The following is a 24,373-nucleotide window of genomic DNA, read 5'->3' on the forward strand; positions in this document are numbered from 1 at the left end:
GGACGGAGCGTCGCAGCCTCGCCCGGAATCGGCCGATACCAGACATAACTTCAGGTCTAGCATGAATCGCACCTGCCCGAGGGATAGCCGGTCAGTGGCTCAGAACCCGCCGCCGTCGAAGCCGCCGCCCCCGAGGTCGCCGCCGAATCCGCCGCCGTCGAAGCCCGACGAGTCGAAGTCGGAGCCGGAGAAGTCCCCGCCGCTCCAGTCACCGCCGGAGCCGAAGTCACCGCCGCCGTACTCCGCCGCGTACGCCGGGCTCGAAAGCGCCGAGCCGAGCAGTGTCCCGACCAGCAGGCCGGGGAGCAGACCGCCGCCGAAGTAGCCGCCCGCCCAGGGGCCGTACGCCGGGCCCGCCTCCCAGTACGGGCGGCGGCGGCCGTCGCCCGTGTCGACCGTGCGGCCGAGCGGCTCCTCGCCCTCGCGCAGCCGGATCTCGTCCGCCGCACAGACCGGGACCTCACGGGCCGTTCCGCCGGACGGGGACCACCGGACGTCGGCGACCGAGGGGCCGTGGCGCGGGTCGAAGAAGCACGGCGGGCGGCGGGCGGGCGGTTCACCGCCTTTGCGGCGGGCCTCCAGGACGGCGAGGGAGAAGCGGCCGTCCTCCAGGGCCTGGGTGGCCCCGCGCACATCGGACGGGTGCTGGGCCTTTGACATGCGGGTTTTGGCGCTCTCGTAGGAGTCGAGTGCCCTCTCGTAGTCGGCGCGCATGCTGTCGTCGGCGCCCGGCTCGGCGGGGTGGAAGTCGAGCCGGTCCAGGGTTTCGCCGTACGCGGTGATGTCCTCGTCCACGACGACTCGGAGCTTGTCGAGTGCGGACCGCTCCTCGGCCTCCTTGCGCTTCCGGTTGCGCCGGAAAATCGTGTAGGCCGTGCCGGCGCCCAGCACCAGGATCGCGCCGACCGTGATCAGTCCGGCGGTGGACGATGATCCGTCACCCGCGAAGGAGCCGCCCCAGGAGGCGGGGGCGCTGCCCCGGGCCTGTTCGACGGCCCGGTCGACGAAGGCGTTCAGCTGGGTCGCGGCGTCGGTGTCCGTGCCGGGTGTCTTCACGGCGGCGGTGAGGTTCTGGACCGCTCGGGTGGACATCACCCGGGGGTCGGCGCCCGCGTTGAACCCGTTGCCGAGGCGGACCGCATAGACGCCGGTGATGCCGGTGTCGGTGCGCAGGACGGTGAGCAGGTTCTGCTCGGGGAACGCCGAGGTCCGCGGCAGCACCGCCACGAACACGGGCTTGTCGGCGTCCTTGATCTTCTTCGTCAGGGCGGCCGCCCGGCCCGGGGAGAGCTGGTCGGCGGCGGCCGGGTCCACGTACACCGGGCTCTTGCGCAGCGCCTGCGCGACATCATTGATGGTGGATGCACCCACCGCTGGGGGCGCAGCGGGTGCCATGGCGAGCACGGCCACCGAGAGAATCAGCAGCAGGCCGGCCAACAAGGTCGGGAACAGCCTGTTCCGCATATATCGAAGCTAACCCAGGTGGGCGGCTTGTGCGCCACCACCCACCCGGGCCTGCTTCCTCTTCACGGGACTACGTGGCCCGGTACGCCTCCTTCGGCTTCGCCACCGCACCGGTGAGGTCGCCGGTGAGCAGCAGATGGTCCGCGTCGAGAGGGCATGGTGGGGCTCCCGTTCGTTTCATCGGAAGGGGCGCGGCTGCGCGCTGTGCAGCTACGCGTCGCGGGTGTGGCGGATCGTGCCGCGGTACCACTTGGCGCTGCCCTTGAGCGTCCGCTCCTGTGTGTCGCAGTCGACGCGGACGATGCCGAACCGCTTGTCGTAGCCGTAGGACCATTCGAAGTTGTCCATCAGCGACCAGGCGAAGCAGCCCGGACGTCGGCCCCTTCGGCGCGGGCCGCCGCGACGGCGGCGATGTGGTCGGCGAGGTAGGTGGTGCGGTCGGCGTCGTGGATCTGTCCGTCCTCGGAGACGGTGTCGCTTCTTCCTCGATCGCCGGAGGGGCTCGCTTTCGAGCCCCTCCGGCGATCGAGGACCGACCGCGTTACTCCGTCGGCTCGATCCCGGCGCGCAGCAGCCCGTACGTGTAGGCGTCCTCCAGCGCCTGCCAGGACGCCGCGATGACGTTCTCCGCGACACCGACCGTCGCCCAGTCGCCGGTGCCGTCGCCCGTGGTGATGAGGACGCGGGTGGTGGACTCGGTGCCGGTGCGGCCTTCGAGGATGCGGACCTTGTAGTCGACCAGTTCCAGCTTGGCGAGCTGCGGGTAGATCCGCTCCAGCGCGACGCGCAGCGCCCGGTCGAGTGCGTTGACCGGGCCGTTTCCCTCGGCGGTGGCGACGATGCGCTCGCCCTTGGCCCAGAGCTTCACGGTCGCCTCGTTGGCGTGCGTGCCGTCGGGGCGGTCCTCGACGATGGCGCGCCAGGACTCGGTGCGGAAGTAGCGGCGTGCCCGGCCCTCGGCCTCGGCGCGCAGCAGCAGTTCGAAGGAGGCGTCGGCGGCCTCGTACGTGTAGCCCTTGAGCTCGCGCTCCTTGACGCGCTCGACGACCCGGCCGACGAGTTCGCGGTCGCCCCCGAGATCGATGCCGAGCTCCTTGCCCTTGAGCTCGATGGAGGCGCGGCCCGCCATGTCGGAGACGAGCATCCGCATGGTGTTGCCGACCAGCGCGGGGTCGATGTGCTGGTACAGGTCGGGGTCGACCTTGATCGCGGAGGCGTGCAGTCCGGCCTTGTGGGCGAAGGCGGAAACACCCACATAGGGCTGGTGGGTGGAGGGCGTCAGGTTGACGACCTCGGCGATCGCGTGCGAGACGCGGGTCATGTCGGCGAGTGCGCCCTCGGGCAGGACGGTCTTGCCGTACTTGAGTTCCAGGGCGGCGACGACGGGGAAGAGGTTGGCGTTGCCGACCCGCTCGCCGTAGCCGTTGGCGGTGCACTGGACGTGGGTGGCGCCCGCGTCGACGGCGGCCAGGGTGTTGGCGACCGCGCAGCCGGTGTCGTCCTGGGCGTGGATGCCGAGCCGGGCGCCGGTGTCGGCGAGAACGGTGGAGACGACGGCCTGGACCTGGGCCGGGAGCATCCCGCCGTTGGTGTCGCAGAGGATGACGACATCGGCGCCGGCCTCGGAGGCGGCGCGGACGACGGCCTTGGCGTACTCGGGGTTGGCGCGGTAGCCGTCGAAGAAGTGCTCGCAGTCCACGAAGACCCGGCGGCCCTTCTCACGGAGGTAGGAGACGGTGTCGCGGACCATCTCCAGGTTCTCTTCGAGAGTGGTGCGCAGGGCGAGTTCCACATGGCGGTCGTGGGACTTGGCGACCAGCGTGATCACGGGGGCACCGGAGTCCAGCAGCGCCCTGACCTGGTGGTCCTCGGCAGCCTTGCCACCGGCCCTGCGGGTCGCGCCGAAGGCGACCAGCTCGGCGTTCTTGAACTCGATCTCCTGCTGGGCGCGGGCGAAGAACTCGGTGTCCCGGGGGTTGGCGCCGGGCCAGCCGCCCTCGATGAAGCCCACGCCGAAGTTGTCCAGGTGCCGCGCGATGGTCAGCTTGTCCGCGACCGTCAGGTTGATGCCTTCACGCTGGGCCCCGTCGCGCAGTGTGGTGTCGAAGACATGGAAACTGTCGTCGGTGGCCTTGGCCTTGGTGGTCATGCTGGTCTGAACTCCTGTCGGATGAGTGGATCCGGACGATCTGGCTCCACTTGCCCCCATCATCCCGCGCACCTCGCCCCGGCCGAGGTGAGGGCCGGAAAACGAAAAAACCCCTCGCGGGTGCGAGAGGTCTGCGCGCGGGTCTGGGGCACGGTGGCCGTGCCGCACATGGTGGTACGGGACGGTCACTGCGGACCGGCGCGCCTGTTGCCGATAATCATGACGAACGAGGGCACGGAGGCAGTCTTGCACAGGGCTGCCTCCGTGCCGTGGCCCGTCTCAGGATGCGGGCGTGACGCCCGTCGCTCCGGACGACTCCGCCGGGGCCGCCTGCCCTGTCCTGCGGTCGGCACCGACCCGGCCGAGGTCGATGTCGCGGGTCTCACGCATGGTCAGGTAGACGACCAGGGAGACCGCGGCGCAGCCCGCCACGTACCAGTAGAAGCCGGACTCGACGCCCGACTTCTTGAACCAGAGCGCCACGTACTCGGCGGTACCGCCGAAGATCGCGTTGGCGATGGCGTACGGGAGGGCGACGCCCAGGGCGCGGATGCCGGTCGGGAAGAGCTCGGCCTTCACACAGGCGTTGATCGAGGTGTAGCCGGTGACGACGACCAGGGCGAGGAGCGCCAGGCCGAACGCGGGCCAGAAGGTGCCCGCGTGCTTGAGCATCGACATGATCGGCACGGTCAGGAAGGTCGAACCGACGGCGAAGGTGATCAGCAGCGGGCGGCGGCCGATCCGGTCGGAGAGCAGTCCGGCCAGCGGCTGGATGCACATGAAGACGAACAGGGCGCAGAAGCTGACGAGCGAGGCGGTGGACTTCTCCATGCCGGCGCTCTTGGAGAGGAACTTGGTGAGATAGGTCGTGTACGTGTAGTACGCGACGGTCCCGCCCATGGTCAGCGCCATCACCAGGAACGCCTCGCGCTTGTGCCGCCACAGCGCCTTCAGCGTGCCGCGGTCCTCCTGCTCGGCGGCGCCGGACTCCGCGTACACCTCGGTCTCCAGCATCGAGCGGCGCAGATAGAAGACGATCGCGGCACCGAGCGCACCGACGATGAACGGAATGCGCCAGCCCCAACTGTGCAGGGCCGCATCGGACATGTTGCGCTGCAGGATGATCTGGAGGCCGAGGCCGATGAGCTGTCCCGCGGTCATGGACACGTACTGGAAGCTGGAGGCGAAGCCGCGCCGGTGGGGCGCGGACGCCTCGGTCAGATAGGTGGCGCTGGCGGCGTACTCGCCCCCGACGCTGAGGCCCTGCAGCAGCCGGGCCACCAGCAGGACGGCGACACCGCCGTATCCCGCGACGTCGTACGTCGGCGCGATGGCGATGAGGATCGCGGAGGCCGACATGAGGGTGACGGTGAGGGTGAGCGCGGCCTTGCGTCCTCTGCGGTCACCGATCCGGCCGAGCATCCAGCCACCGACCGGCCTCATGAAGAAGCCGACGGCGAAGATGCCCATGGTGTTCATGAGGTTGGCGGTCTCGTTGCCTTCGGGGAAGAACGAATCCGCGAAGTAGACGGCGAAGGTCGCGTACACGAACCAGTCGAACCACTCGACCATGTTGCCGGCGGAGCCGACCCAGATTTTCTTCCACTGCTCTCGTCCCATGGTCCGCCACCGTGCCCGAACAGCCGGGAACACAACAAGCCCGCAACGGGCAACGATCACGCGTACTTGAGTGCGTTTAGTTCACGGCAGAGCGGGCCGCTCCGGGGCGGTGAGCGAGTCGTCGATGAACTCCCGGACCTGGTCGAGGACTTGGGAGCGGCTGGTGCCGGGGATGCCGACCGCGACATGGACGCTGAACCCGTCGAGCAGGGCGCGTAGCCGGGTCGCGAACCGTTCGGCGTCGACGGTACGGAACTCCCCGCGCGAGGCGCCTTCCGCCAGCAGAGCCACCAGGTCACGGTGCCAGGCGCCCTCGATCGCGGCCTGCCGGGCGCGTGCGTCGTCGTCGGCGTTCTGCGAGCGGTTCCAGACCTCCAGCCAGAGCGTCCAGTGCGGATCGCGGTGACCGTCGGGGAGGTACAGATCGATGTACGCGTCGAGCCGTTCGCGGACCGTCGCCGGACCGGACAGCAGATTGCGCCGCTGTGCGCCGAGCCGGCCCTCGCTCCACTCCAGGGTCTGGAGCAGCAGCTCGTCCTTGGTGCGGAAGTAGTAGAGGAGGTGTCCGCTGCTCATGGAGACCTCACGGCCGAGCCCGGCCATGGTGAGGCCGTCGAGGCCCTGTTCGGCGATGGTGGCCATGGCGGCGGCCAGCAGTTCCTCGCGGGGCGGGGCGGTGTTGCGACGGCGTGGAGCGGGGGGCACGGTTCAGACCTTCGGCTGCTGCTGCGTGATGCAGTGGATGCCTCCACCGCCGGCAAAGATCGTACGGGCGTCGACGAGTGTCACCGTACGGTCGGGGAACAGCTCACCGAAGATCGCCGCCGCCTCCTTGTCGCGCGGGTCGTCGAAGGCGCAGAGAACCACGCCGCCGTTGCAGAGGTAATGGTTGATGTAGGAGTAGTCGACCCACTCCCCGTCGGCTTTCAGCACGGTGGGCGCGGGGACCTCCACCACGTTCAGGGAGCGGCCCCTGGCGTCGGTGGCGGCGCGCAGGATGCGGACGGTCTCACGGGTGATCTCGTGGTCGGGGTGGGCCGGGTCCGGCTGGACATGGGCGACGACGGTGCCGGGGCGGGCGAAGGCGGCGACGATGTCGACATGACCGAGGGTGCCGTACGTGCCGTAGTCACCGGCCAGTCCGCGAGGCAGCCAGATGGCCTTCTCGGTGCCGAGCCTGGCGTGGATCTCGGCCTCGACCTGCTCGCGGGTCCAGTCGGGGTTGCGTTCCTTGCCGAGCTGGACGGTCTCGGTGAGCAGGACGGTGCCCTCGCCGTCGACATGGATGGCGCCGCCCTCGTTGACGAGCGTGGAGCTGTGTACGGGGACGGCCGCGAGATCGGCGACGGAGCGGGCGATGTGCTGGTCATGCTCCCAGCGGGCCCACCCCTGGGCGCCCCAGCCGTTGAACGTCCAGTCGACGGCGGCCAGTTGACGCCCGTCACTGACGAAGGTGGGGCCGATGTCGCGCATCCAGGCGTCGTCGAGCGGGCGGACGGCCAGCTCGATGTCCGGGCCGAGAAGTGCGCGGGCGCTGTCCTCCTGGCCCGGGCCGACGACCATCGTGACGGGTTCGAAGCGGCGGACGGCGCGGGCGGCGGCGGCCCAGGCACTGCGGGCCTCGTCCAGTTCGGCGTCGGTGTCGAAGGTGGGGTTGGGGCCCGGCCAGGCCATCCAGGTGCGTTCGTGCGGGGCCCACTCGGGCGGCATGCGGAAGGTCATGAAGCGTCCTTGAAAGGTGTCAGAGGAAGTAGAGGCGATTGAGGGAGACGGAGTCGGCAGGCTCGGAGCGCAGCGGGTCGCCGTCCAGGGTGACCAGACCGCTGTGGGCGTCCACCGCGACTTCTCCGGTACGGGAGTTGTGGACGAGGTCGCCGGGGCCGATGCCGCGGGTGCCGCGCACTGCGACACGGCGCCGGCGCGTGGGCATCAGGTCCGCACCGAGCTGGGTCGCGGCCTGCGAGACGAAGGCCACGGAGAGATCGGCCGCGGTGGCTCCGTACGCTCCGAACTGCGGTCCGAGGACCAGGGGTTCGCAGGTGTCGGTGGCGGCGTTGGGATCGCCGGTGACCCCGTACGCCGGGAAGCCGGACTTCAGCACGAGCTGCGGCTTCGCACCGAAGAACTCGGGCCGCCACAGCACGATGTCGGCGAGCTTCCCGGTCTCGATGGAGCCGATCTCGTGCGCGAGGCCGTGGGCGATGGCGGGGTTGATGGTGAGCTTGGCGATGTAGCGCAGCACCCGGGCGTTGTCGTCCGCGGGGCCGTCGCCGTCCATCGGGCCGAGTTCGGCCTTCATCTTCCCGGCCATCGCGAAGGTGCGGCGTACCGTCTCACCGGCCCGTCCCATGCCCTGTGCGTCGGAGGACGTGATACCGATGGCGCCCAGGTCGTGCAGGACGTCCTCGGCGCCCATCGTCCCGGCGCGGATGCGGTCGCGGGCCATGGCGGCGTCGCCCGGCAGGTCCGTCTTGAGGTCGTGTACGGAGACGATCATCCCGTAGTGCTCGGCGACCGCGTCCCTGCCGAAGGGCAGCGTCGGGTTGGTGGACGAGCCGATGACGTTCTCGACGCCCGCCATCTTGAGGACGTTGGGGACGTGTCCGCCGCCGCAGCCCTCGATGTGGAAGGCGTGGATCGTGCGGCCTTCGAGGACACGCAGGGTGTCCTCGACCGACAGGCACTCGTTCAGTCCGTCGCTGTGCAGGGCGACCTGGACGTCGTGTTCCTCGGCGACCCGCAGTGCGGTGTCCAGGGCGCGGGTGTGGGCGCCCATGTCCTCGTGGACCTTGAAGCCGCAGGCCCCGCCCTCCGCGAGCGCCTCGACCAGCGGCGCCTCGTGGGAGGACGAACCGCGCCCCAGGAAGCCGATGTTGACCGGCCAGGCGTCGAACGCGTTGAAGGCATGGCGCAGGGCCCAGGGCGAGTTGACGCCGACACCCCAGACAGGGCCGAACTCCTGGCCGATGATCGTGGTGACACCGGAGGCGAGCGATGCCTCCATGATCCGCGGCGAGAGCAGATGGACATGGGTGTCGACAGCGCCCGCCGTCGCGATCATCCCCTCGCCGGAGACGATCGTCGTCCCCGTGCCGACGACGACATCGACGCCGTCGAGGGTGTCCGGGTTACCGGCCCGCCCGATCGCCGAGATCCGGCCCTCGCGGATACCGATCGACACCTTGCGGATGCCCTGCACGGCGTCGATGACCAGCACATTGCTGATGACGACATCGCAGGTGTCCCGGACGGCTGCGGCCTTGAGATGCAGCCCGTCGCGGGCGGTCTTGCCGAATCCGGCGAGGAACTCCTCGCCGTACTGCTGTGCGTCCGACTCGACGCGGACGGTCAGCCCGGAGTCACCGAGCCTGACCCGGTCCCCGGCACGCGGGCCGTGTACGGAGGCGTACTCGTGACGATCGATACTCATCGCTCTGCTCCCAGGTATCCGCATGCCACCGCGCGCCGCAGGGCCTCTTCGCGTGCGCCGGGCGCGTCGAGCGGTCCGTCGACCAGTCCGGCGAACCCGATGGCGATCCGGTCTCCGCCGATGGGCACCAGCCCCACCTCCACCGACTCCCCCGGCCCGAAGCGGACGGAGGACCCGGCGGGGACGCAGAGCCGCATCCCGTACGCCGCCGCCCGGTCGAAGTCGAGCCGCGGGTTGGCCTCGAAGAAGTGGAAGTGCGACGTCACTGAGACCGGCACGGTCGCGGTGTTGCGGACGGCGAGGCGCGCCGCCGGTTCCGGCTCGGGCGTGGCGGGACCCGGGACGACGGCCCCGGGAGCGTCGTCGCCGAGCCCGCCGCCCAGCGGCCGGGAGACCACGGCGAGCCGCGAACCGTCGTCGAAGACGGCCTCCACATGGACTTCGGTCACCACATCGGCGACCCCCGGAAGGACATCGTCGGGACCGAGCACGGACCGTGCGGCCTCGATGGCCTCTGCGAGCCTGCGCCCGTCGCGGGCGGCCTCGCAGACCGTGTCCGCGATCAGAGCGGTCGCCTCGGGGACATTGAGCTTCAGCCCTCGGGCGCGGCGGGCCCGGGCCAGTTCGGCAGCGCCGAAGAGCAGCAGCCGGTCACGTTCCGTCGGGGTCAGTCGCACGCCCGCACACCTCCTGGTTAGAGCAGCACTCTAACCAGGGGTGGGCAGGAAGCGGAAGTACGTCGTCAACCCTTTCGAACAGCGCTCCAATCGTGCGACCGGTCAGTCACGGCGAATCGATACGGCGGCCGGTCAGTCGCGCCGGATCAGCTCCGGGTCGATGCGGCGGCCGACGAGCGGCAGGGTGCCCGCCACCGCCAGCACGAGGACGCCGATCATGGCTGCCACCAGTAGCGGGACGCCCGCACCGTCCCAGAAGATCTCGCCGCCGCCGGTGATCAGGTACGCGGACTCGGCGGCCTTTCCGGCCACCAGAGCGAGGACCAGGCCGATGGCGAGCGGCAGTACGACCTGCGTGCACTGGACGAGCCGCAGGGTGCGTGCGCGGGCGCCGATCAGGGCGAGGGCCGTGACCTGCGGGCGGCGTTCCACGGCGCGGTCGGTGACCGAGACGAGGAATGCCGCGACGCCGATCACCAGGCCCATCACCATGCCCAGCGCGAGCAGCGTCTCGATGACGGTGATCTGCTGGAGGCCGTCGATGTTGATGCCGGCCGGGTCGACATCGGCGGTGGGCGCGATGGCGCCGATGCGGTCGAGGACGGCACGCACGGTGGCGGGGTCGGAGGCACTGGCCAGGACGAGCGTGGCTGAGACAGGTACCGCGTGCGCCGGGAGCGCCGAAGGAGGGACGAGCAGGCCGGGGCTCGGCACGTTGGTGACGTCGAATCCGTCGAACAGGACGGTGGTGCGCGGCACATGGACCTCCAGGGATGCCTGCTGCCCGCCCTTCATCATGCGGAAGGTCGACGTGGTGAGCGGCTGTTCCGACACGTCCGGGTCACTCAGGCGCAGCACCTTGCCATCCATACAGCCCTCGGCGTGCCGCACCAGCTTCGCGAACTGGGCGCAGGTGGCGACCAGGGCGGGGGCCTGCGAGCCTGATCCGGCGTCGGGGCCGGTCCGCGGTTCCATGACGAGGGCATGCGTGCGCACACCGGGGACGTCGCGCAACTGCCGTTGCTGGTCCTCGGTGAGCCGGGACAGCGACAGGCCGTACTCCTGCGAGGGCGAGTCGTTGTGGGTGATCTGGCGTTCCTCGACCAGGACGCCCTGGGCGAGCGACGCGGAGAAGACCAGCAGGACAAGCCCTGTGACCACACGCATGGCGCTGCCGGGCTCGACTTCGTTGCGCCGCATGGCCAGGTTGAGCGTGAGGCTGCCCGAGCGGGCGAGCCACCTGGCCAGGGCGTACGAGAGCAGCGGCATCGTCATCACGAGGCCGAGCCCGGTGAGCAGCACACCCCCGGGAACCAGCAGGGAGTTCATGCCGGTGCTCTGCGCCGGGTGGTCGGTGAAACCCGTCGCGCAGTAGCCGACGACGATGCCGAGCCCGCTGACGAGCAAAAGGCCGCCCCAGAGGCGGGGCGCACGGGGCACCGCGCTGCGCCGGGTGCTGAGCGGATCGGTGGCAGCCGCACGGGCACTGGCCCGGCCGACGAACCAGGCGAGAACAGGGCAGCCGAGCAGGCAGACGGCGATGGTGGTGGCGGACAGAGCACCGTCGCCCGGGTACCACTTCAGGCCGGGCAGGCCCGTCCTGGCCATGATCTGGTTGAGCAGCCAGAACTCGGCGAGCCCAAGTGCCGCACCGAGCAGCGCCGCGACAACGGTCTCGGCGGCGTTGACGCGCTGGGTGCCTTTGGCGCTGAGGCCGAGCAGACGCAGGGCCGCAAGGCGCCGGTTACGGCTGGCTGCGGAGAGCTTGGCACAGACGGAGAGAAAGACAGCGAGGGGCAGCAGGACCAGCGCGGCGAGCGTGAAGCGCAGGATGTCGAGGGTTGAGGACTCAACGGCCGTGGTGGGCGGATGATCGGAGCCGAAGCCCTTCAACGCCCTTGCCTCGCCGCCGAGTCGGTCCCTGCTGGTGCCGACGTAGGCGTAGAGCTCATTGGGATCGGTCAGACCCGCGGGACCGATCAGGCCCTTCACCGTGCCGGGCAGCAGCCCCTTGAGTCCGGGCTCCCGCCGGAGCTGATCGCGCAGCGCGGGCGAGACGTACACCTCGCCGGGGCCGGGAAGTCCGGTCAGACCGGGGGGCGGCGCGGGCGTGGCGTTCGCGCCGCGCGCGAGGAAGACGCGGCTGAACGGCTTGGAGCCGTGCGGGTCGGAGCGCTGGAGCACGAGGGTGGGCTGCCCGGCCTTCTTGCCCACGAAGACCTGAGGTTCCCGGTCGGCGGACCTGCCGTCGTGGGCGTCGAGGATCGCCGGGATCGTGAGGACGAGCGCGAGGCAGCACACCCCGAGCGACCCGCCCAGGGCCATCAGCAGGAAGCGTGTCCGGTTGCCGCGCCCGGAGCCGAACAGCAGACGCAGGCCGAGGAGGAACTCCCTCATGAGGCCCGGCCTTTCGACTCGAGCACGCCGTCGGCCATGGTGTAACGCCGGTCGGCCCGGGCGGCCACGCTCGGGTCATGGGTGACCAGGAGCACGGCGGTGCCCTGTGAGCGGGCCAGTCCCAGGAATTCCTGCAGGACCGTGGCGGCATTGGCGCTGTCGAGCGAGCCCGTCGGTTCGTCGGCGAAGACCACGGCGGGCCGGTGTACGAGCGCCCGCGCGACGGCTACGCGCTGGCTTTGTCCGCCGGAGACCTGCGAGGGGCGGCGCTGGCGCAGATCGGCCATGCCGAGGCGGTCGAGCACCTCGCCGGCCGCTTCGAGGGCGGGGCGCTTGCGCTGTCCGGCGAGACGCAGCGGCAGAGCGGTGTTCTCCTCGATGGTCAGCTCGGGGAGCAGCTCGCCGTACTGGAAGACGAAACCGAACCGCTCGCGGCGCAGCGCGCTGATGTCCTCGTCGTCCAGCTGGTCGTACGCCCGGCCCTCGAACCGCACCTGGCCCCGGGCAGGCGGCAACACGCCCGCGAGGCAGTACAGCAGCGAGGACTTGCCGGAGCCGCTCGCTCCGGTGATCGCCGCGATCTCGCCGCGGGTCAGCGACAGGTGTGCGTCACGGACGGCGAGCGTGGAGCCGTAGGAGAGGTCGACTCCCGTGGCACTGAGGACTTCTGACGTACTGATCGCTTCCCCCAAGAGGTGAAAGGCCCGGGGCGGGGACCCGGGCCGACTGCGTGCGCGGTGGTCGACTACCGCTTGTAGTGCTTGGTCACCGAGCAGTTGTCGGGGTGGAACGAGCCGCGGTCACGGCAGGCACGTATCCAGGCGTCGCTGGTGTACCGGGCGGCGCCGTCGTACGTGTAGTAGTCCTTGTGGACGGTCTTCTTCTGCTTGCCGTTATAGCGGTTCCAGTTGTAGCCCTCGACCTTGACCTGAACATAGACATTGTGGCCGTCGCCCGCAGAGGTGTCCTGGAGGTCGCCCTTCCAGTGGAAGGCTCCGTACTTGGCGCCGGGCGCCTCGAACTTGTAGTAGCCGTTCTTGAACTTGACGCCCGAGCTCGAGAGGGTCGGGATCTTGTGCCACGAGGCGGCCGCCCCGACGTCCTTGTTCCCCCCGGTCGCACCTGCGAACGCGGTCCCCGCACCGGTCAGAAAGAGTCCGGCGGCAAGCACACCGACGGTCAGCTTTCGATTCATTGCGTTCTCCCGTTTGTTGTTGGTCAGTCCGCACTTGATCGCGGAACCGGCACCTTAACACCCCTGCATTCACAGGTCAGTTGGATTTCCGCAACCTGGAGCGCCGCATCCCGGACTCCACGGATTCACTTGTGCAGACTCTGCAAAGCCTGATCCAGAAACGGCACTTCGATGATTCGAGTGACGTACTGAAGCGCCACGGTGGTATGCGACTGCACAGATCAGGACATGGCGACAGCCCGGCACAGCACAACGAAGGCCGCGCCCGGCAAGCAGCCGGGCGCGGCCTTCGTCTGTACGGAACCGGCTGATCAGCCGAGCGGGTGCATCCAGCCGTGGGTGTCCTCGGCGACGCCGCGCTGGATGTCCAGCAGGCGCTCACGCAGCTTCATCGTGACCTCGCCGGGCGCGCCCTCGCTCTGGGTCCACTCGCCACCCGCGGACTTGACGGTGCCGACGGGGGTGATGACGGCTGCGGTGCCGCAGGCGAAGACCTCGGTGAGGGTGCCGTTCGCGGTGTCGGTCCGCCACTGGTCGATGGAGACGCGGCCCTCCTCGGCCTCGTAGCCGAGGTCGCGGGCGACCTTGAGCAGCGAGTCACGGGTGACGCCGGCGAGCAGGGAGCCGGTCAGGGCCGGGGTGACGATCTTGTCCCCGTACACGAAGTACAGGTTCATGCCGCCGAGCTCCTCGACCCACTTGTGCTCGACCGCGTCGAGGTAGGCGACCTGGTCGCAGCCCTTCTCCGCGGCCTCTGCCTGGGCGAGGAGGGACGCCGCGTAGTTGCCGCCGGTCTTGGCGTCGCCCATGCCGCCGGGGACGGCGCGGACGCGGTCCTCGGAGAGCCAGATGGAGACCGGCTTGACGCCACCGGGGAAGTAGGCACCGGCGGGCGAGGCGATGACGACGAAGAGGTACTCGTTGGCGGGCTTCACGCCGAGGCCGACCTCGGTCGCGATCATGAACGGGCGCAGGTAGAGCGACTCCTCGCCGCCGTGCGCCGGAACCCATGCCTTGTCCTGCCGGACCAGCACGTCGCACGCCTCGATGAACGTCTCGACGGGCAGTTCCGGCATGGCCAGCCGGTGCGCCGACGCCTGGAAACGCTTGGCGTTCGCCTCGGGGCGGAACGTGGCGACGGAGCCGTCGGGCCGACGGTAGGCCTTGAGGCCCTCGAAGATCTCCTGCGCGTAGTGCAGGACCGTGGTCGCGGGGTCGAGGGAGAGCGGGCCGTAGGGGACGAGCTGGCCGTCGTGCCAGCCGCGGCCCTCGGTCCAACGGATCGTCACCATGTGATCGGTGAAGTAGCGGCCGAATCCGGGCTTGACCAGGATCGCCTCGCGCTCCGCGTCGGACAGCGGGTTCGAGGAGGGCTTGAGCTCGATCGTGGGCGTCGTCATGTGTGCGTGTCCTTCACCGGTTGTGTGTGTTGGACCGCGCTCACGCCGCTCCTGTCAGACAGGTGCTAGGACGTCCGAGCCTTTGGACCGGCCGACACATGGAGGGTGGCGTCGCGGGCTCCGGCACGCACATCTGCGGCGTTGTCGTCAATCGCCATGGCTCCGCCATGCCTCAATCCTCCGCCTTGCAGCTGCACGCACCGGATCCCGCTCCTTCTTCCACCCTCCATGTGTCGGTCGGTCCAAACCGCGAGCCACGGCCCCGTTCGATTATCGCTCCCGGGTGGCCGTGCACGAAATGACGTGAATGCGGTCCAGTGGTCGATGGTGGCACCCGGGACCGCATAGGAGAAGCCGCCGGGTGCGGTTGCGACCCGGCGGCTTCGAAAATGGAGTCGTCGGGTCAGCTCGCTACGCGTACCGCGAGCGCGTCGCCGATCTGGCCGGTGGTACGAGTGGTCGTGCTGTCGCGCTCCGCGAGGTCGGCGGAGACGGCGTCCTCGATGCGTACGGCCTCGGCCTCGTAGCCGAGGTGGCGCAGCAGAAGGGCGACAGAGAGGATCGCGGCCGTGGGGTCGGCCTTGCCCTGGCCCGCGATGTCCGGGGCGGAGCCGTGGACCGGCTCGAACATCGAGGGGAATTCGCCGCTCGGGTTGATGTTGCCCGAGGCCGCAACGCCGATGCCGCCGGAGACGGCCGCGGCAAGGTCGGTGATGATGTCGCCGAAGAGGTTGTCGGTGACGATCACGTCGAAGCGCTCGGGCTGCGTGACGAGGAAGATCGTCGCCGCGTCCACGTGCAGGTAGTCGGTGGTGACGTCCGGGAACTCGGCCGCGACCTTGTTGAAGATGTTGGTCCACAGGTGCCCGGCGTAGGTCAGCACGTTGTTCTTGTGGACCAGCGTCAGCTTCTTGCGCGGGCGGGCCTGGGCGCGGGCGAAGGCGTCACGGACCACACGCTCGACACCGAAGGCGGTGTTGACCGAGACCTCGGTGGCGACCTCGTGCGGGGTGCCGGTGCGGATCGAGCCGCCATTGCCGGTGTACGGGCCCTCGGTGCCCTCGCGGACCACGACGAAGTCGATCTCCGGCTGCCCCCTGAGCGGGGTCGCGACACCCGGGAGGAGCTTCGACGGCCGCAGGTTCACATGGTGATCGAAGAGGAAACGGAGCTTCAGCAGGAAGCCGCGCTCCAGGACGCCGGACGGAACCGAGGGGTCACCGATCGCGCCGAGCAGGATCGCGTCGTGCTGCTTGAGCGCCTGGACATCCGCGTCGGTGAGGGTCTCACCGGTCGCGTGGTAGCGCTTGGCGCCGAAGTCGAACTCCTTGGTCTCCAGCTTCACATCCTGCGGGAGAACAGCATTGAGGACCTTGAGGCCCTGAGCCACTACCTCCTGGCCGATACCGTCACCAGGGATCACTGCGAGATTGATGCTGCGAGACATGTCCGCACCCTACTGCGCGTCCCACACCATGACACGCCACGTCCACTATGCGGACACCCGAGCCCTGTCAGGGTGCGCTCGGGCGAACCAGGAACCCAACTCAAGGTGCACCGCACACGCGGGCATCAGGGAGAAAATCGCCCCACTTACGGAGGCGAGCACTGGCCGAGTCGGGCGAGCGCATCGACCACTTCAAGATCAGCCGCGGCTGATCCCCCGCTGACCGCCCCGAGGGCCGGTCGCCACGACCGGCCCTCGGGGCGGTCTCAGTGGCCCGTGGAGCCGCCGTTGTCCCTGCGGTCCAGGGCCCGCTGCAGGGCGGCGGCGGCATTCTGGCGCTCCGACTCGGTCGGGCGGTGGGTGTGACGGACTCGGCGGACAGTCGTCTCGGCCATGGTGGATCGACTCCTTGAGATCGCTAGGATTTCGAGATCGAAAAATCGTGAACGTGATTTCGAGATCGGGATTTCGAGGCGCCGGAAGGGGCGGGGAGCGGGCGCCGCAGGGGTTGCCTGCACAGGGGCGCACACTCACGACCGCCAGTCGCTGGATCTAGCGAGACGTTCGGCTCCTACAAAGCTAGGACAGCTCGGCCGGTCTGTCTCCACAATTACTCGGACTTCCTACTATCTGAGACGGAGGTTTACGGCCGCGCGCCCTCAGTTCCTGGATCAGAGCCCGGACAGCGAGCGATTGTGCCTGCTCAGGGGTGGTGACGTAGCCGACCGAACGCATCGGTCGCCCCGGCCCGAGAGCCGTGATCCCGACCGTGTCCGGTGCTCCTTCGAGTGAGAGCTCCGGCCTGATCGTCATACCGAGACCACGGGACACCATCGAGAGCACCGCTCCGTCGCCCTCGGCCGTCGCATGCGGGATCCACTCCTGCTTCTTCCGCCGGGCCGTCCCGGCCTGTCCGGCGCGGCCGGCAGGCCGACGGCCCGGTCGTCGCGTCGAGGGCCGAGAAGTTGACCAAGTGTTCACCTTTTCCGCTCCGCACATCCCTGGACCCGGCCCGCCATCCCCGGGACCCTTGCGCTCGATGTGCCACCGAGGCACACGCGAGGCGAAGGCGGACGGATGCGACCGGTCAGTCGGAGAAGCTTTGTGGCGCTGGGCGCGGGTGTGGCGGCGGGCGCCGCGATACCCGGAACGGCCGGACCGGCTGCGGCCACTACGGCGGCTGCCTCGGCGTCCGGGACCATCACCGATGTGAAGCACGTGGTGATCCTGATGCAGGAGAACCGCAGCTTCGACCACTACTTCGGCAGGCTCAAGGGGGTGCGCGGCTTCTCCGACCGGGCCGCGATCACCCTCCCCGGCGGGCAGCCGGTCTTCAACCAGCCGAACGTGCTCGGCCGCCAGTACCCGTGGAAGCTGAGCGCCACGCCCGCCGCGGGCGGCGCCGACGGCGAGACCCTCGCCCAGTGCAACGGCGATCTGCCGCACAGCTGGTCCTCCCAGCACGCCGCCTGGAACAAGGGCCGGCTCGACAACTGGGTGTGGGGGGTGGGCAACGTCCGTACGCTCGGCTACCTCGACCGCGGCGACATCCCCTACCACTACGCGCTGGCCGACAACTACACCATCTGCGACGGTTACTTCTCGTCCACGCTGAGCGCCACCGGCCCCAACCGGACCTATCTGTGGAGCGGCAAGGTCGACTCGTCCAGCCACGACGGCGGCGACGAGTCGGGCCTGACCTGGGAGACGTACGCCGAGGCCCTGGAGCGGGCCGGGGTCAGCTGGAAGGTCTACCAGAACGCGCAGGACAACTACGGCGACAACGGTCTCGCCTACTTCAAGAAGTTCACCGACGCCGCCCCCGGCAGCCCCCTGCACGACCGGGCCATGGCATCCGTGCCCGCCACCACCGGCTCGACACCGGACGACATCGCCGCCGCCATCAAGGCCGACGCCCTGAACGGCACGCTGCCCCAGGTGTCCTGGGTGGTGGCGAACCAGGCCTTCTCCGAGCACCCCTACGCCCCGCCCGGTGACGGCGCGCACTTCGTCGACCTGGTGTACCGGGCGCTCGCCGCCAGTCCCGAGGTCTTCGACTCGACCGTCCTGTTCCTCAACTACGACGAGAACGACGGCTTCTTCGACCATGTGCCGCCCCCGGCGCCGCCCGCGAACACCGCCGACGAATTCCTGAACGGCGTCCCGTACGGCCTCGGCTTCCGCGTCCCCATGCTGGTGATGTCGCCGTGGACCCGCGGCGGCTGGGTCAGCTCCGAGGTCTTCGACCACACCTCGGTGCTGCGCTTCCTGGAGACCTGGACCTCGGCCATCGGCAAGCCGGCCGCCTGCCCGAACATCAGTGCCTGGCGCCGCAAGGTCACCGGTGACCTGACCGGGGTCTTCGACTTCGCGCATCCGGTGTACGGAGTGCCGTCGCTGCCCTCCACCGCCAAGGTGATCGGCATCGGCACCTGCGCCCCGCTGCCCAACCCGGCCCCGCAGACCAACGCGCTGCCCGCGCAGGAGCCCGGCACCCGCCCGGCCCGTGCACTGCCGTACCAGACGAACGGCAACCTGGACCGGCTGGAGTTCGGTACCGCCGGGAAGATCCTGGCCTGGTTCTCCATGGCCAACCAGGGCGCCCCCGCGAAGAGCGCCGCACACTTCTCGATCCAGCCGACCGCGTACCGCTCGACCGAACCCTGGCAGTACACGGTCGACGCGGGCGGGACGGCGTCCGACTACTTCAACATCGGTACGGGGTACGGCGGCGGGAAGTACGACATCACCATGGCCGGCCCCAACCGGTTCCTGCGCCGCTTCACCGGGGACGCCACGAAGGCAGGCAAGAGCCTGGAGGTCGCCGCCCGGTACGCCACCGCGCCGGACACCGGCAAGGCCGCCATCTGGTTCCGGCTGTCCAACGCGTCCACGGCAGCGGTGAAGTTCACCCTCACGTCGAACAACTACCGTGCCGACGGCCCGTGGACGTACACCGTGGCAGCGGGCGGCTCCACGGAGGACTGCTTCAACGCCGTCGCCGGGCAGAACGGCTGGTACGACTTCACGGTCACGGCCGACGCGGACAGCACATGGTCGCGCCGGTACACGGGCCACATCGAGACGGGTGCGGCGAGCATCAGCGGCTGACCGGCCAGGACCTGACCGTCATACCCCGGCGGTCAGGTCCTGCAGGCCCACCACCCTCAGCAGCTGCAGCCGCTCGTACGTCCCGGTGCCGGGCCGGGCCGTGTGGATGACCAGCCGCTGCCCGCAGTCGGCGGTGACCAGGACCTCACAGTCCAGATCCAGTTCACCGACGACCGGATGCAGGAACCGCTTGTGCTCGGCGCGCCGCATCGCCACCTGGTGCTCGGTCCACAGCTCCTCGAACTCGGCGCTCACCGCGCGCAGTTCACGGACCAGCGCGACGAGCGGAGGGTCGTCGGGGCGTGCGGCCGACACCGCGCGGAGCTGGGCGACATGGTTGCGGGAATGCGCCTCGTGATCCTCGGGCGGGAAGAGCGTACGGCTGTCCGGAACGGTGAACCAGGACCGGATGATGTTGTGACCCGGCTCCTTCTCCCCGGCCAGCGCCACGGCCATGGCGTTCTGCGCGAGGATCTCGCCGCGGTCGCTGAAGACCTGGGCGGGCACGTCGTGCAGCCGGTCGAGGACCAGCAGCAGACCGGGGCGCACATGCTGGGTCGGGCCGTGGTTGGCGCGCGGCGGCTCCTCGCCCGCCAGATGGAAGAGATGGTCACGCTCGTCCTCGCTCAGCCGCAGCGCCCTGGCCAGGGCGGACAGCATCTGGCGTGAGGGGCGTGAGCCGCGGCCCTGCTCCAGCCGCGTGTAGTGGTCCACGGAGGCGCCGGTGAGCTGGGCGACCTCTTCCCGCCGCAGCCCCGGGGTGCGCCGCCGGGAACCGGCGGTCAGCCCGACGTCGGCCGGTTCGAGGCGGGTGCGGCAGCGGCGCAGGAAGTCGGCGAGTTCGGATCGGTCCAGGTCCACGTACCCAGCATGACCCGCCCGGGGACCGGGATCCAGGGAGTGCCGGTCCCCGGATGACCGCGTCTCTCCCCCCGGTCGCCGTCCCGTCGCAGGGTGATGGCCGACGAAGACGACGAAAGGAACCGATGATGTCGATTCTGGTGACAGGTGCCACGGGTGAGGTCGGCCGGCGGTTCGTCCCGCGTCTGATGCAGCGGGCAGCCCCTGGTGACACGGTGCGGGTGATCGTGCGGGACGAGGAACGGGGCGCACCGTTCGCGGCGCTGGGGGCCGAGGTCGCGACCGGTGATCTGCGGGACCCCGAGGCCGTGCGCAAGGCACTGGCCGGGGCGGACGCGGTGGTGAACATCGCGGCGGCGTTCCGCGGGGTGCCGGACGACGAGGCTTGGGCGGTCAACCACGCTGCGGCCGTGGCGCTGGGCCGGGCCGCGCTGGAGGCGGGCACCAGGCGGTTCGTGCAGATCAGCACGAACCTGTCGTACGGGGCCGGACGCGGCAGGCCACTGACGGAGGACGACGCGAGCATGCCCGGCGGCATGCTCTGGGGTGCCTACCCGGAGTCGAAAGCCGCGGCCGAGGAGGGGCTGATGGCTCTGCACCGCGACCACGGGCTCGACGTGCGGGTCGCGGTGCTGCCGTTCGTCTACGGCGAGGGCGACCCGCACGTGGCGGAGGCGATGCAGTGGGTGGTCCACTGGGCCGGCCACCAGCGCCTTCAGATGGTGCATCACGCGGACGTCGCCCAGGGCCTGCTGAAGCTGCTGTACGCACCGGGTGCGGCGGGCCGCCGTTACCACTTCTCGGACGACGCCCCGGTGACGGCGGCGGAGCTTCACCAGCTCAACGGGGTTGCGGTACCGGACAAGTCGGCGGACCTGGTCGACCCCGATCCGTGGTACGGAATCACCTCGACGCTGCGGGCCCGCGACGAACTGGGCTACCGGCCGCTGTATCCATCGGTGTGGACGGCCCGGGACGCGGGGGCCCTGTAGCAGTTCCCGTCACAGCACATCGCCGTCGCGCCAGTCGAAGATCAGCTTGCGGGACGGGGAGGGCAGCGGTCGTCCGGCCGCGCCACGGACATACGTACTGCCCTCCTCGTCCGGCAGCGGTTCCACGCCGCTCAGCCCCAGTACGGCGATCCGCCCCGGCCACGTCTGCCAGCCGCGCCCCGCGTACAGTGCGGCCCCGGCAGCCGATGCGGACAGGGCCCCGAAGGCGTACGCCCCGTCGATGACCTGTTCCAGCGTGGCCATCACGCGCCCGCCGAGCCCTTCCCGCCGACGGTCGGCGCGGACGGCCACGGCCTCCACGTAGCCGGCTCACCCGTCGGCCCGGGCCGTTGTCAGTGGGCGCCCCTACCGTTCATGAGCAGGGGGCCCGCGGACAGCGGCCCGGCAGGAGGGGCGACGATGAGCTTCAGCATGCAGGCACGGGCTGTTCCGGCAACCGGGCTGCCGCAGCACTTCGCCGGGGTGGCGGCGGTCTTTGCCGACACGGACGACGAGTTCGACCGCCTGGAGACGGATCTGAACATCTCCAAGGATTTCTCCGAGGTGCACAAGCTGTGCCTCACCGCACCGCCCGGCCATGGCAGTTGCGAGCTCCCGGTCTTCGGCGGGGCCGTCCACGAGGACCCGGCCGGAATCGAAGCGCCGTCGGTGACTCTGGAGGCCGGGGAGGTGCGGGAAGCGGCGGAGTTCCTCCGCACCCATCCGTTCGACGAGCTGTGGCGCGCGGCCGCCGGGGGTGTCGGCGCGCACTGGGGCTGGCCGGAGCCCGAGGTCCGCGATGTCTTCGCCCACCACTACCGGCAGGTGCTGGACTTCTACGGGCGGGCCGCGGAGGCGGGCGACGCGGTGGTGAAGCGGTTCCTCTACTGAGGGAAGGCCCCGGAATGGAAACCGCCTCCCGGCCGGCAGGGGAACCGGGCGGGAGGCGGAATTCGTGGCGGGCGCCGGGGGTGCGGCGCCCCGGGGGCGTCAGCCCTGGTGGGGATAGGTGTAGTCGGTCGGCGGAACCAGCGTCTCCTTGATGGCCCGGGTCAGGGTCCAGCGCTGCAGGTTCTGCGGGGCGCCCGCCTTGTCGTTCGTACCCGAGGCACGGCCGCCACCGAAGGGCTGCTGGCCGACGACGGCACCGGTCGACTTGTCGTTGATGTAGAAGTTACCCGCGGCGTACCGCAGCTTCTCCATCGTGTGCGCAGCCGCGGCGCGGTCGCCCGCGATGACGGAACCGGTCAGCGCGTAGTCGGAGACCGACTCCATCTGCTCCAGCATCTCGTCGTACTTGTCGTCCTCGTAGACGTGCACGGCGAGAATCGGGCCGAAGTACTCGGTCGTGAAGACCTCATTCTCCGGGTCGCTGCACTCGATGACGGTCGGGCGGACGAAGTAGCCCACCGAGTCGTCGTACGTGCCGCCCGCGATGATCGTGCAGGACGGGTCGGACTTGGCGCGGTCGATCGCGGCCTTGTTCTTGGCGAACGAGCGCTCGTCGATGACGGCACCGATGAAGTTCGACAGGTCGGTGACGTCACCCATGGTGATGGAGTCGACCTCTGCCGCGAACTTCTCCTTGAAACCGGAGTTCCAGATGGAGGCCGGGACGTACGCACGGGAGGAAGCCGAGCACTTCTGGCCCTGGAACTCGAAGGAGCCACGGGTGAGCGCGGTCTTCAGCACGGCGTGGTCGGCCGACGGGTGGGCGACGACGAAGTCCTTGCCGCCGGTCTCGCCGACGAGCCGCGGGTAGGTGCGGTAGTTGGCGATGTTGTTGCCGACCGTCTTCCACAGGTGCTGGAAGGTGGGGGTCGAACCGGTGAAATGGATACCGGCCAGGTCGCGGTGGTTCAGGGCCACCTCGGAGACGGCGATGCCGTCACCGGTCACCAGGTTGATGACGCCCTTGGGCAGACCCGCCTCTTCCAGAAGCTGCATCAGCAGCACGGCGGCGTGGGTCTGCGTCGGGGACGGCTTCCACACCACGACGTTGCCCATGAGGGCGGGGGCGGTGGGCAGGTTGCCCGCGATGGCCGTGAAATTGAACGGCGTGATCGCGTAGACGAAGCCCTCCAGCGGGCGGTGGTCCATGCGGTTCCACACGCCCGGCGAGTTGGCCGGGGGCTGCTCGGCGAGGATCTGGCGCGCGTAGTGCACGTTGAAGCGCCAGAAGTCGACGAGCTCACAGGGAGTGTCGATCTCGGCCTGCTGGGCGGTCTTCGACTGGCCGAGCATCGTGGATGCGGCCAGCGTCTCGCGCCAGGGGCCGGACAGCAGCTCGGCGGCGCGCAGGATGATCGCGGCGCGGTCGTCGAAGGACATCGCGCGCCAGGCCGGGGCGGCGGCCAGCGCGGCGTCGATCGCGTCCTGGGCGTCCTGCTCGGTGGCGCCGGCGAAGGTACCGATGACGGCCTTGTGGTTGTGCGGCTGCACGACGTCGAAGCGCTCGCCGCCACCCATCCGCTTCTCGCCACCGATGGTCATCGGAAGGTCGATCGGGTTCTGGCTGAGCTCCTTGAGCTTCGCCTCCAGGCGGCCACGCTCCGGGGAACCCGGGGCGTAGGAGTGGACCGGCTCGTTGACCGGCGCGGGGACCTGAGTAACAGCGTCCATGAGTGCCTTGTCTCCTTGTGTCAGGGGGTGGGGGTCAGCCGGGCAGGTCAGCCCTTGGTGAGGATGGAGCGGCCGAAGAACAGCAGGTTCGCCGGCTTCTCCGCGAGGCGGCGCATGAAGTAGCCGTACCAGTCGGTGCCGTACGCGGTGTACACGCGCATCCGGTGGCCCTCGGCCGCGAGCCGGATGTGCTCGTCGCTGCGGATGCCGTACAGCATCTGGAACTCGTACTCGTCCAGCTTGCGCCCGGCCTTCCGGGCCAGCTCCTGGGCGATGGCGATCAGACGCGGGTCGTGCGACCCGATCATCGGGTAGCCCTCGCCCTCCATCAGGGTCTTCAGGATGCGGACGTACGCCTTGTCGATCTCGGCCTTGTCCTGGTACGCGACGGAGGCGGGCTCCTTGTAGGCGCCCTTCACGATGCGGACGCGGCTGCCGGCTGCGGCCAGGCGGCGGGCGTCCTCCTCGGTGCGGAACAGGTACGCCTGGATCACACAGCCGGTCTGCGGGAAGTCCTTCCGCAGCTCTTCGTGGATGGCGAACATCGAGTCGAGGGTGGTGTGGTCCTCGGCGTCCAGCGTGACCGTGGTGCCGATCGCGGCAGCGGCCTCGACGACCGGGCGGACGTTGGCGAGCGCCAGCTCGTGGCCGCCGTCCAGCGCTTGGCCGAACATGGAGAGCTTGACAGACATCTCGGCCTTGGTGCCCAGGCCCAGGTCCTTGAGGCGCTCGATCAGTTCGAGGTAGGCATCGCGGGCGGCGGCGGCCTGCTCAGGGGTGGTGATGTCCTCGCCGACCACGTCGAGGGTGACTTCGAGGCCCTTGTCGGCGGCGTCCTCGATGATCGGGACGACCTGGTCGACGGTCTCCCCGGCGATGAACCGGTCGACGACCTGCTTGGTGCCAGGTGCGGCCGAGATGAAACGGCGCATCTTGTCGCTGCGGGACGCGGCGAGAATCACGGGACCCAGCACGGGGCACCTCCACGGAAAGTACGAACGAAGGCCG

19 protein-coding genes and 3 pseudogenes are annotated in these 24,373 nt (G+C 69.7%); 3 read left to right on the plus strand and 19 right to left on the minus strand.

Annotated features, from left to right (window positions below):
* Window positions 1–99: 99 nt before the first annotated feature.
* The 15 genes and pseudogenes from NRF20_RS13970 to NRF20_RS14040 form a co-directional block, all read right to left on the minus strand.
* Window positions 100–1,464 carry a hypothetical protein gene (locus NRF20_RS13970; protein ID WP_398630342.1) on the minus strand — a complete coding sequence of 455 codons (1,365 nt, stop codon included), beginning with the start codon at window positions 1,462–1,464 and terminating at the stop codon, window positions 100–102.
* Window positions 1,465–1,674: 210 nt separating this feature from the next.
* Window positions 1,675–1,940: pseudogene (locus NRF20_RS13975) on the minus strand (family 1 glycosylhydrolase); the annotation flags it as partial.
* Window positions 1,941–2,005: 65 nt separating this feature from the next.
* Window positions 2,006–3,613 (minus strand): citramalate synthase, encoded by a 1,608-nt coding sequence (cimA, locus tag NRF20_RS13980; protein ID WP_266357631.1) that lies wholly within the window; start codon window positions 3,611–3,613, stop codon window positions 2,006–2,008.
* 279 nt (window positions 3,614–3,892) lie between these two features.
* The gene (locus tag NRF20_RS13985; RefSeq protein ID WP_413752651.1) at window positions 3,893–5,233 is read right to left on the minus strand and encodes an MFS transporter; all 1,341 of its coding nucleotides are present in this window, start codon (window positions 5,231–5,233) and stop codon (window positions 3,893–3,895) included.
* Window positions 5,234–5,314: 81 nt separating this feature from the next.
* Window positions 5,315–5,938 carry a TetR/AcrR family transcriptional regulator gene (locus NRF20_RS13990; protein ID WP_413752652.1) on the minus strand — a complete coding sequence of 208 codons (624 nt, stop codon included), beginning with the start codon at window positions 5,936–5,938 and terminating at the stop codon, window positions 5,315–5,317.
* Window positions 5,939–5,941: 3 nt separating this feature from the next.
* Window positions 5,942–6,955 carry an agmatine deiminase family protein gene (locus NRF20_RS13995; RefSeq protein ID WP_413752653.1) on the minus strand — a complete coding sequence of 338 codons (1,014 nt, stop codon included), beginning with the start codon at window positions 6,953–6,955 and terminating at the stop codon, window positions 5,942–5,944.
* A gap of 19 nt (window positions 6,956–6,974) precedes the next feature.
* A complete protein-coding gene (locus tag NRF20_RS14000; RefSeq protein WP_329835353.1) occupies window positions 6,975–8,663 on the minus strand; it encodes an urease subunit alpha in 1,689 nt (562 codons plus the stop codon).
* Window positions 8,660–9,340, minus strand: a complete 681-nt coding sequence (ureA, locus tag NRF20_RS14005; protein ID WP_266357642.1) for an urease subunit gamma — start codon at window positions 9,338–9,340, stop codon at window positions 8,660–8,662. The genes NRF20_RS14000 and ureA overlap by 4 nt, the downstream gene beginning before the upstream one ends.
* A gap of 132 nt (window positions 9,341–9,472) precedes the next feature.
* Entirely contained in the window at window positions 9,473–11,737 is a 2,265-nt protein-coding gene (locus NRF20_RS14010; RefSeq protein ID WP_413752654.1) for an ABC transporter permease, read from the minus strand.
* The gene (locus NRF20_RS14015; RefSeq protein WP_413752655.1) at window positions 11,734–12,429 is read right to left on the minus strand and encodes an ABC transporter ATP-binding protein; all 696 of its coding nucleotides are present in this window, start codon (window positions 12,427–12,429) and stop codon (window positions 11,734–11,736) included. Before NRF20_RS14015 ends, NRF20_RS14010 begins: the two co-directional genes overlap by 4 nt.
* A gap of 53 nt (window positions 12,430–12,482) precedes the next feature.
* Window positions 12,483–12,932 carry a hypothetical protein gene (locus NRF20_RS14020; protein ID WP_398630346.1) on the minus strand — a complete coding sequence of 150 codons (450 nt, stop codon included), beginning with the start codon at window positions 12,930–12,932 and terminating at the stop codon, window positions 12,483–12,485.
* A 311-nt stretch (window positions 12,933–13,243) separates the two neighbouring features.
* Entirely contained in the window at window positions 13,244–14,332 is a 1,089-nt protein-coding gene (locus NRF20_RS14025) for a branched-chain amino acid aminotransferase (protein ID WP_413752657.1), read from the minus strand.
* Window positions 14,333–14,735: 403 nt separating this feature from the next.
* On the minus strand, window positions 14,736–15,779 hold the full coding sequence (locus tag NRF20_RS14030; protein WP_398630348.1) for a 3-isopropylmalate dehydrogenase: 1,044 nt from the start codon (window positions 15,777–15,779) through the stop codon (window positions 14,736–14,738).
* A gap of 266 nt (window positions 15,780–16,045) precedes the next feature.
* Window positions 16,046–16,174 (minus strand): hypothetical protein, encoded by a 129-nt coding sequence (locus NRF20_RS14035; protein WP_093772350.1) that lies wholly within the window; start codon window positions 16,172–16,174, stop codon window positions 16,046–16,048.
* Window positions 16,175–16,358: 184 nt separating this feature from the next.
* Window positions 16,359–16,664, minus strand: a pseudogene (locus NRF20_RS14040) (LysR substrate-binding domain-containing protein); the annotation flags it as partial.
* A 192-nt stretch (window positions 16,665–16,856) separates the two neighbouring features.
* Between NRF20_RS14040 and NRF20_RS14045 the strand changes: the two are divergent.
* Window positions 16,857–18,890, plus strand: a complete 2,034-nt coding sequence (locus NRF20_RS14045; RefSeq protein ID WP_398630349.1) for a phosphocholine-specific phospholipase C — start codon at window positions 16,857–16,859, stop codon at window positions 18,888–18,890.
* An 18-nt stretch (window positions 18,891–18,908) separates the two neighbouring features.
* On the opposite strand, the gene NRF20_RS14050 is transcribed toward NRF20_RS14045, so the two are convergent.
* A complete protein-coding gene (locus NRF20_RS14050; protein ID WP_398630425.1) occupies window positions 18,909–19,745 on the minus strand; it encodes a helix-turn-helix transcriptional regulator in 837 nt (278 codons plus the stop codon).
* A gap of 134 nt (window positions 19,746–19,879) precedes the next feature.
* On the opposite strand from NRF20_RS14050, the gene NRF20_RS14055 reads away from it, so the two are divergent.
* On the plus strand, window positions 19,880–20,743 hold the full coding sequence (locus tag NRF20_RS14055; protein WP_413752658.1) for an NAD-dependent epimerase/dehydratase family protein: 864 nt from the start codon (window positions 19,880–19,882) through the stop codon (window positions 20,741–20,743).
* A 9-nt stretch (window positions 20,744–20,752) separates the two neighbouring features.
* Here NRF20_RS14055 and NRF20_RS14060 read toward each other — a convergent pair.
* Window positions 20,753–21,073, minus strand: a pseudogene (locus NRF20_RS14060) (aminoglycoside 2'-N-acetyltransferase); the annotation flags it as partial.
* A 90-nt stretch (window positions 21,074–21,163) separates the two neighbouring features.
* Here NRF20_RS14060 and NRF20_RS14065 point away from each other — a divergent pair.
* A complete protein-coding gene (locus NRF20_RS14065; RefSeq protein ID WP_398630351.1) occupies window positions 21,164–21,634 on the plus strand; it encodes a DUF1877 family protein in 471 nt (156 codons plus the stop codon).
* 99 nt (window positions 21,635–21,733) lie between these two features.
* On the opposite strand, the gene pruA is transcribed toward NRF20_RS14065, so the two are convergent.
* On the minus strand, window positions 21,734–23,365 hold the full coding sequence (pruA, locus tag NRF20_RS14070) for an L-glutamate gamma-semialdehyde dehydrogenase (RefSeq protein ID WP_398630352.1): 1,632 nt from the start codon (window positions 23,363–23,365) through the stop codon (window positions 21,734–21,736).
* Between the two features lie 47 nt (window positions 23,366–23,412).
* Window positions 23,413–24,339: a proline dehydrogenase family protein gene (locus NRF20_RS14075; RefSeq protein ID WP_266357658.1), complete on the minus strand. Its 927-nt coding sequence runs from the start codon at window positions 24,337–24,339 to the stop codon at window positions 23,413–23,415.
* Window positions 24,340–24,373: the final 34 nt, after the last annotated feature.

The sequence above is a fragment of the Streptomyces sp. R-74717 genome (assembly GCF_047305335.1).
Taxonomy (GTDB): Bacteria; Actinomycetota; Actinomycetes; order Streptomycetales; family Streptomycetaceae; genus Streptomyces; species Streptomyces atratus.

What these genes read in the sequence shown, in the direction of transcription:
- NRF20_RS13995 (WP_413752653.1), bottom strand. Translation starts at nt 6,955, where the DNA reads ATGACCTTCCGCATGCCGCCCGAGTGGGCCCCGCACGAACGCACCTGG.
- NRF20_RS13970 (WP_398630342.1), bottom strand. Translation starts at nt 1,464, where the DNA reads ATGCGGAACAGGCTGTTCCCGACCTTGTTGGCCGGCCTGCTGCTGATT.
- NRF20_RS14010 (WP_413752654.1), bottom strand. Translation starts at nt 11,737, where the DNA reads ATGAGGGAGTTCCTCCTCGGCCTGCGTCTGCTGTTCGGCTCCGGGCGC.
- NRF20_RS14025 (WP_413752657.1), bottom strand. Translation starts at nt 14,332, where the DNA reads ATGACGACGCCCACGATCGAGCTCAAGCCCTCCTCGAACCCGCTGTCC.
- NRF20_RS14000 (WP_329835353.1), bottom strand. Translation starts at nt 8,663, where the DNA reads ATGAGTATCGATCGTCACGAGTACGCCTCCGTACACGGCCCGCGTGCC.
- NRF20_RS14045 (WP_398630349.1), top strand. Translation starts at nt 16,857, where the DNA reads ATGCGACCGGTCAGTCGGAGAAGCTTTGTGGCGCTGGGCGCGGGTGTG.
- pruA (WP_398630352.1), bottom strand. Translation starts at nt 23,365, where the DNA reads ATGGACGCTGTTACTCAGGTCCCCGCGCCGGTCAACGAGCCGGTCCAC.
- NRF20_RS13985 (WP_413752651.1), bottom strand. Translation starts at nt 5,233, where the DNA reads ATGGGACGAGAGCAGTGGAAGAAAATCTGGGTCGGCTCCGCCGGCAAC.
- cimA (WP_266357631.1), bottom strand. Translation starts at nt 3,613, where the DNA reads ATGACCACCAAGGCCAAGGCCACCGACGACAGTTTCCATGTCTTCGAC.
- NRF20_RS14065 (WP_398630351.1), top strand. Translation starts at nt 21,164, where the DNA reads ATGAGCTTCAGCATGCAGGCACGGGCTGTTCCGGCAACCGGGCTGCCG.
- NRF20_RS14035 (WP_093772350.1), bottom strand. Translation starts at nt 16,174, where the DNA reads ATGGCCGAGACGACTGTCCGCCGAGTCCGTCACACCCACCGCCCGACC.
- NRF20_RS14020 (WP_398630346.1), bottom strand. Translation starts at nt 12,932, where the DNA reads ATGAATCGAAAGCTGACCGTCGGTGTGCTTGCCGCCGGACTCTTTCTG.
- NRF20_RS14055 (WP_413752658.1), top strand. Translation starts at nt 19,880, where the DNA reads ATGTCGATTCTGGTGACAGGTGCCACGGGTGAGGTCGGCCGGCGGTTC.
- NRF20_RS14030 (WP_398630348.1), bottom strand. Translation starts at nt 15,779, where the DNA reads ATGTCTCGCAGCATCAATCTCGCAGTGATCCCTGGTGACGGTATCGGC.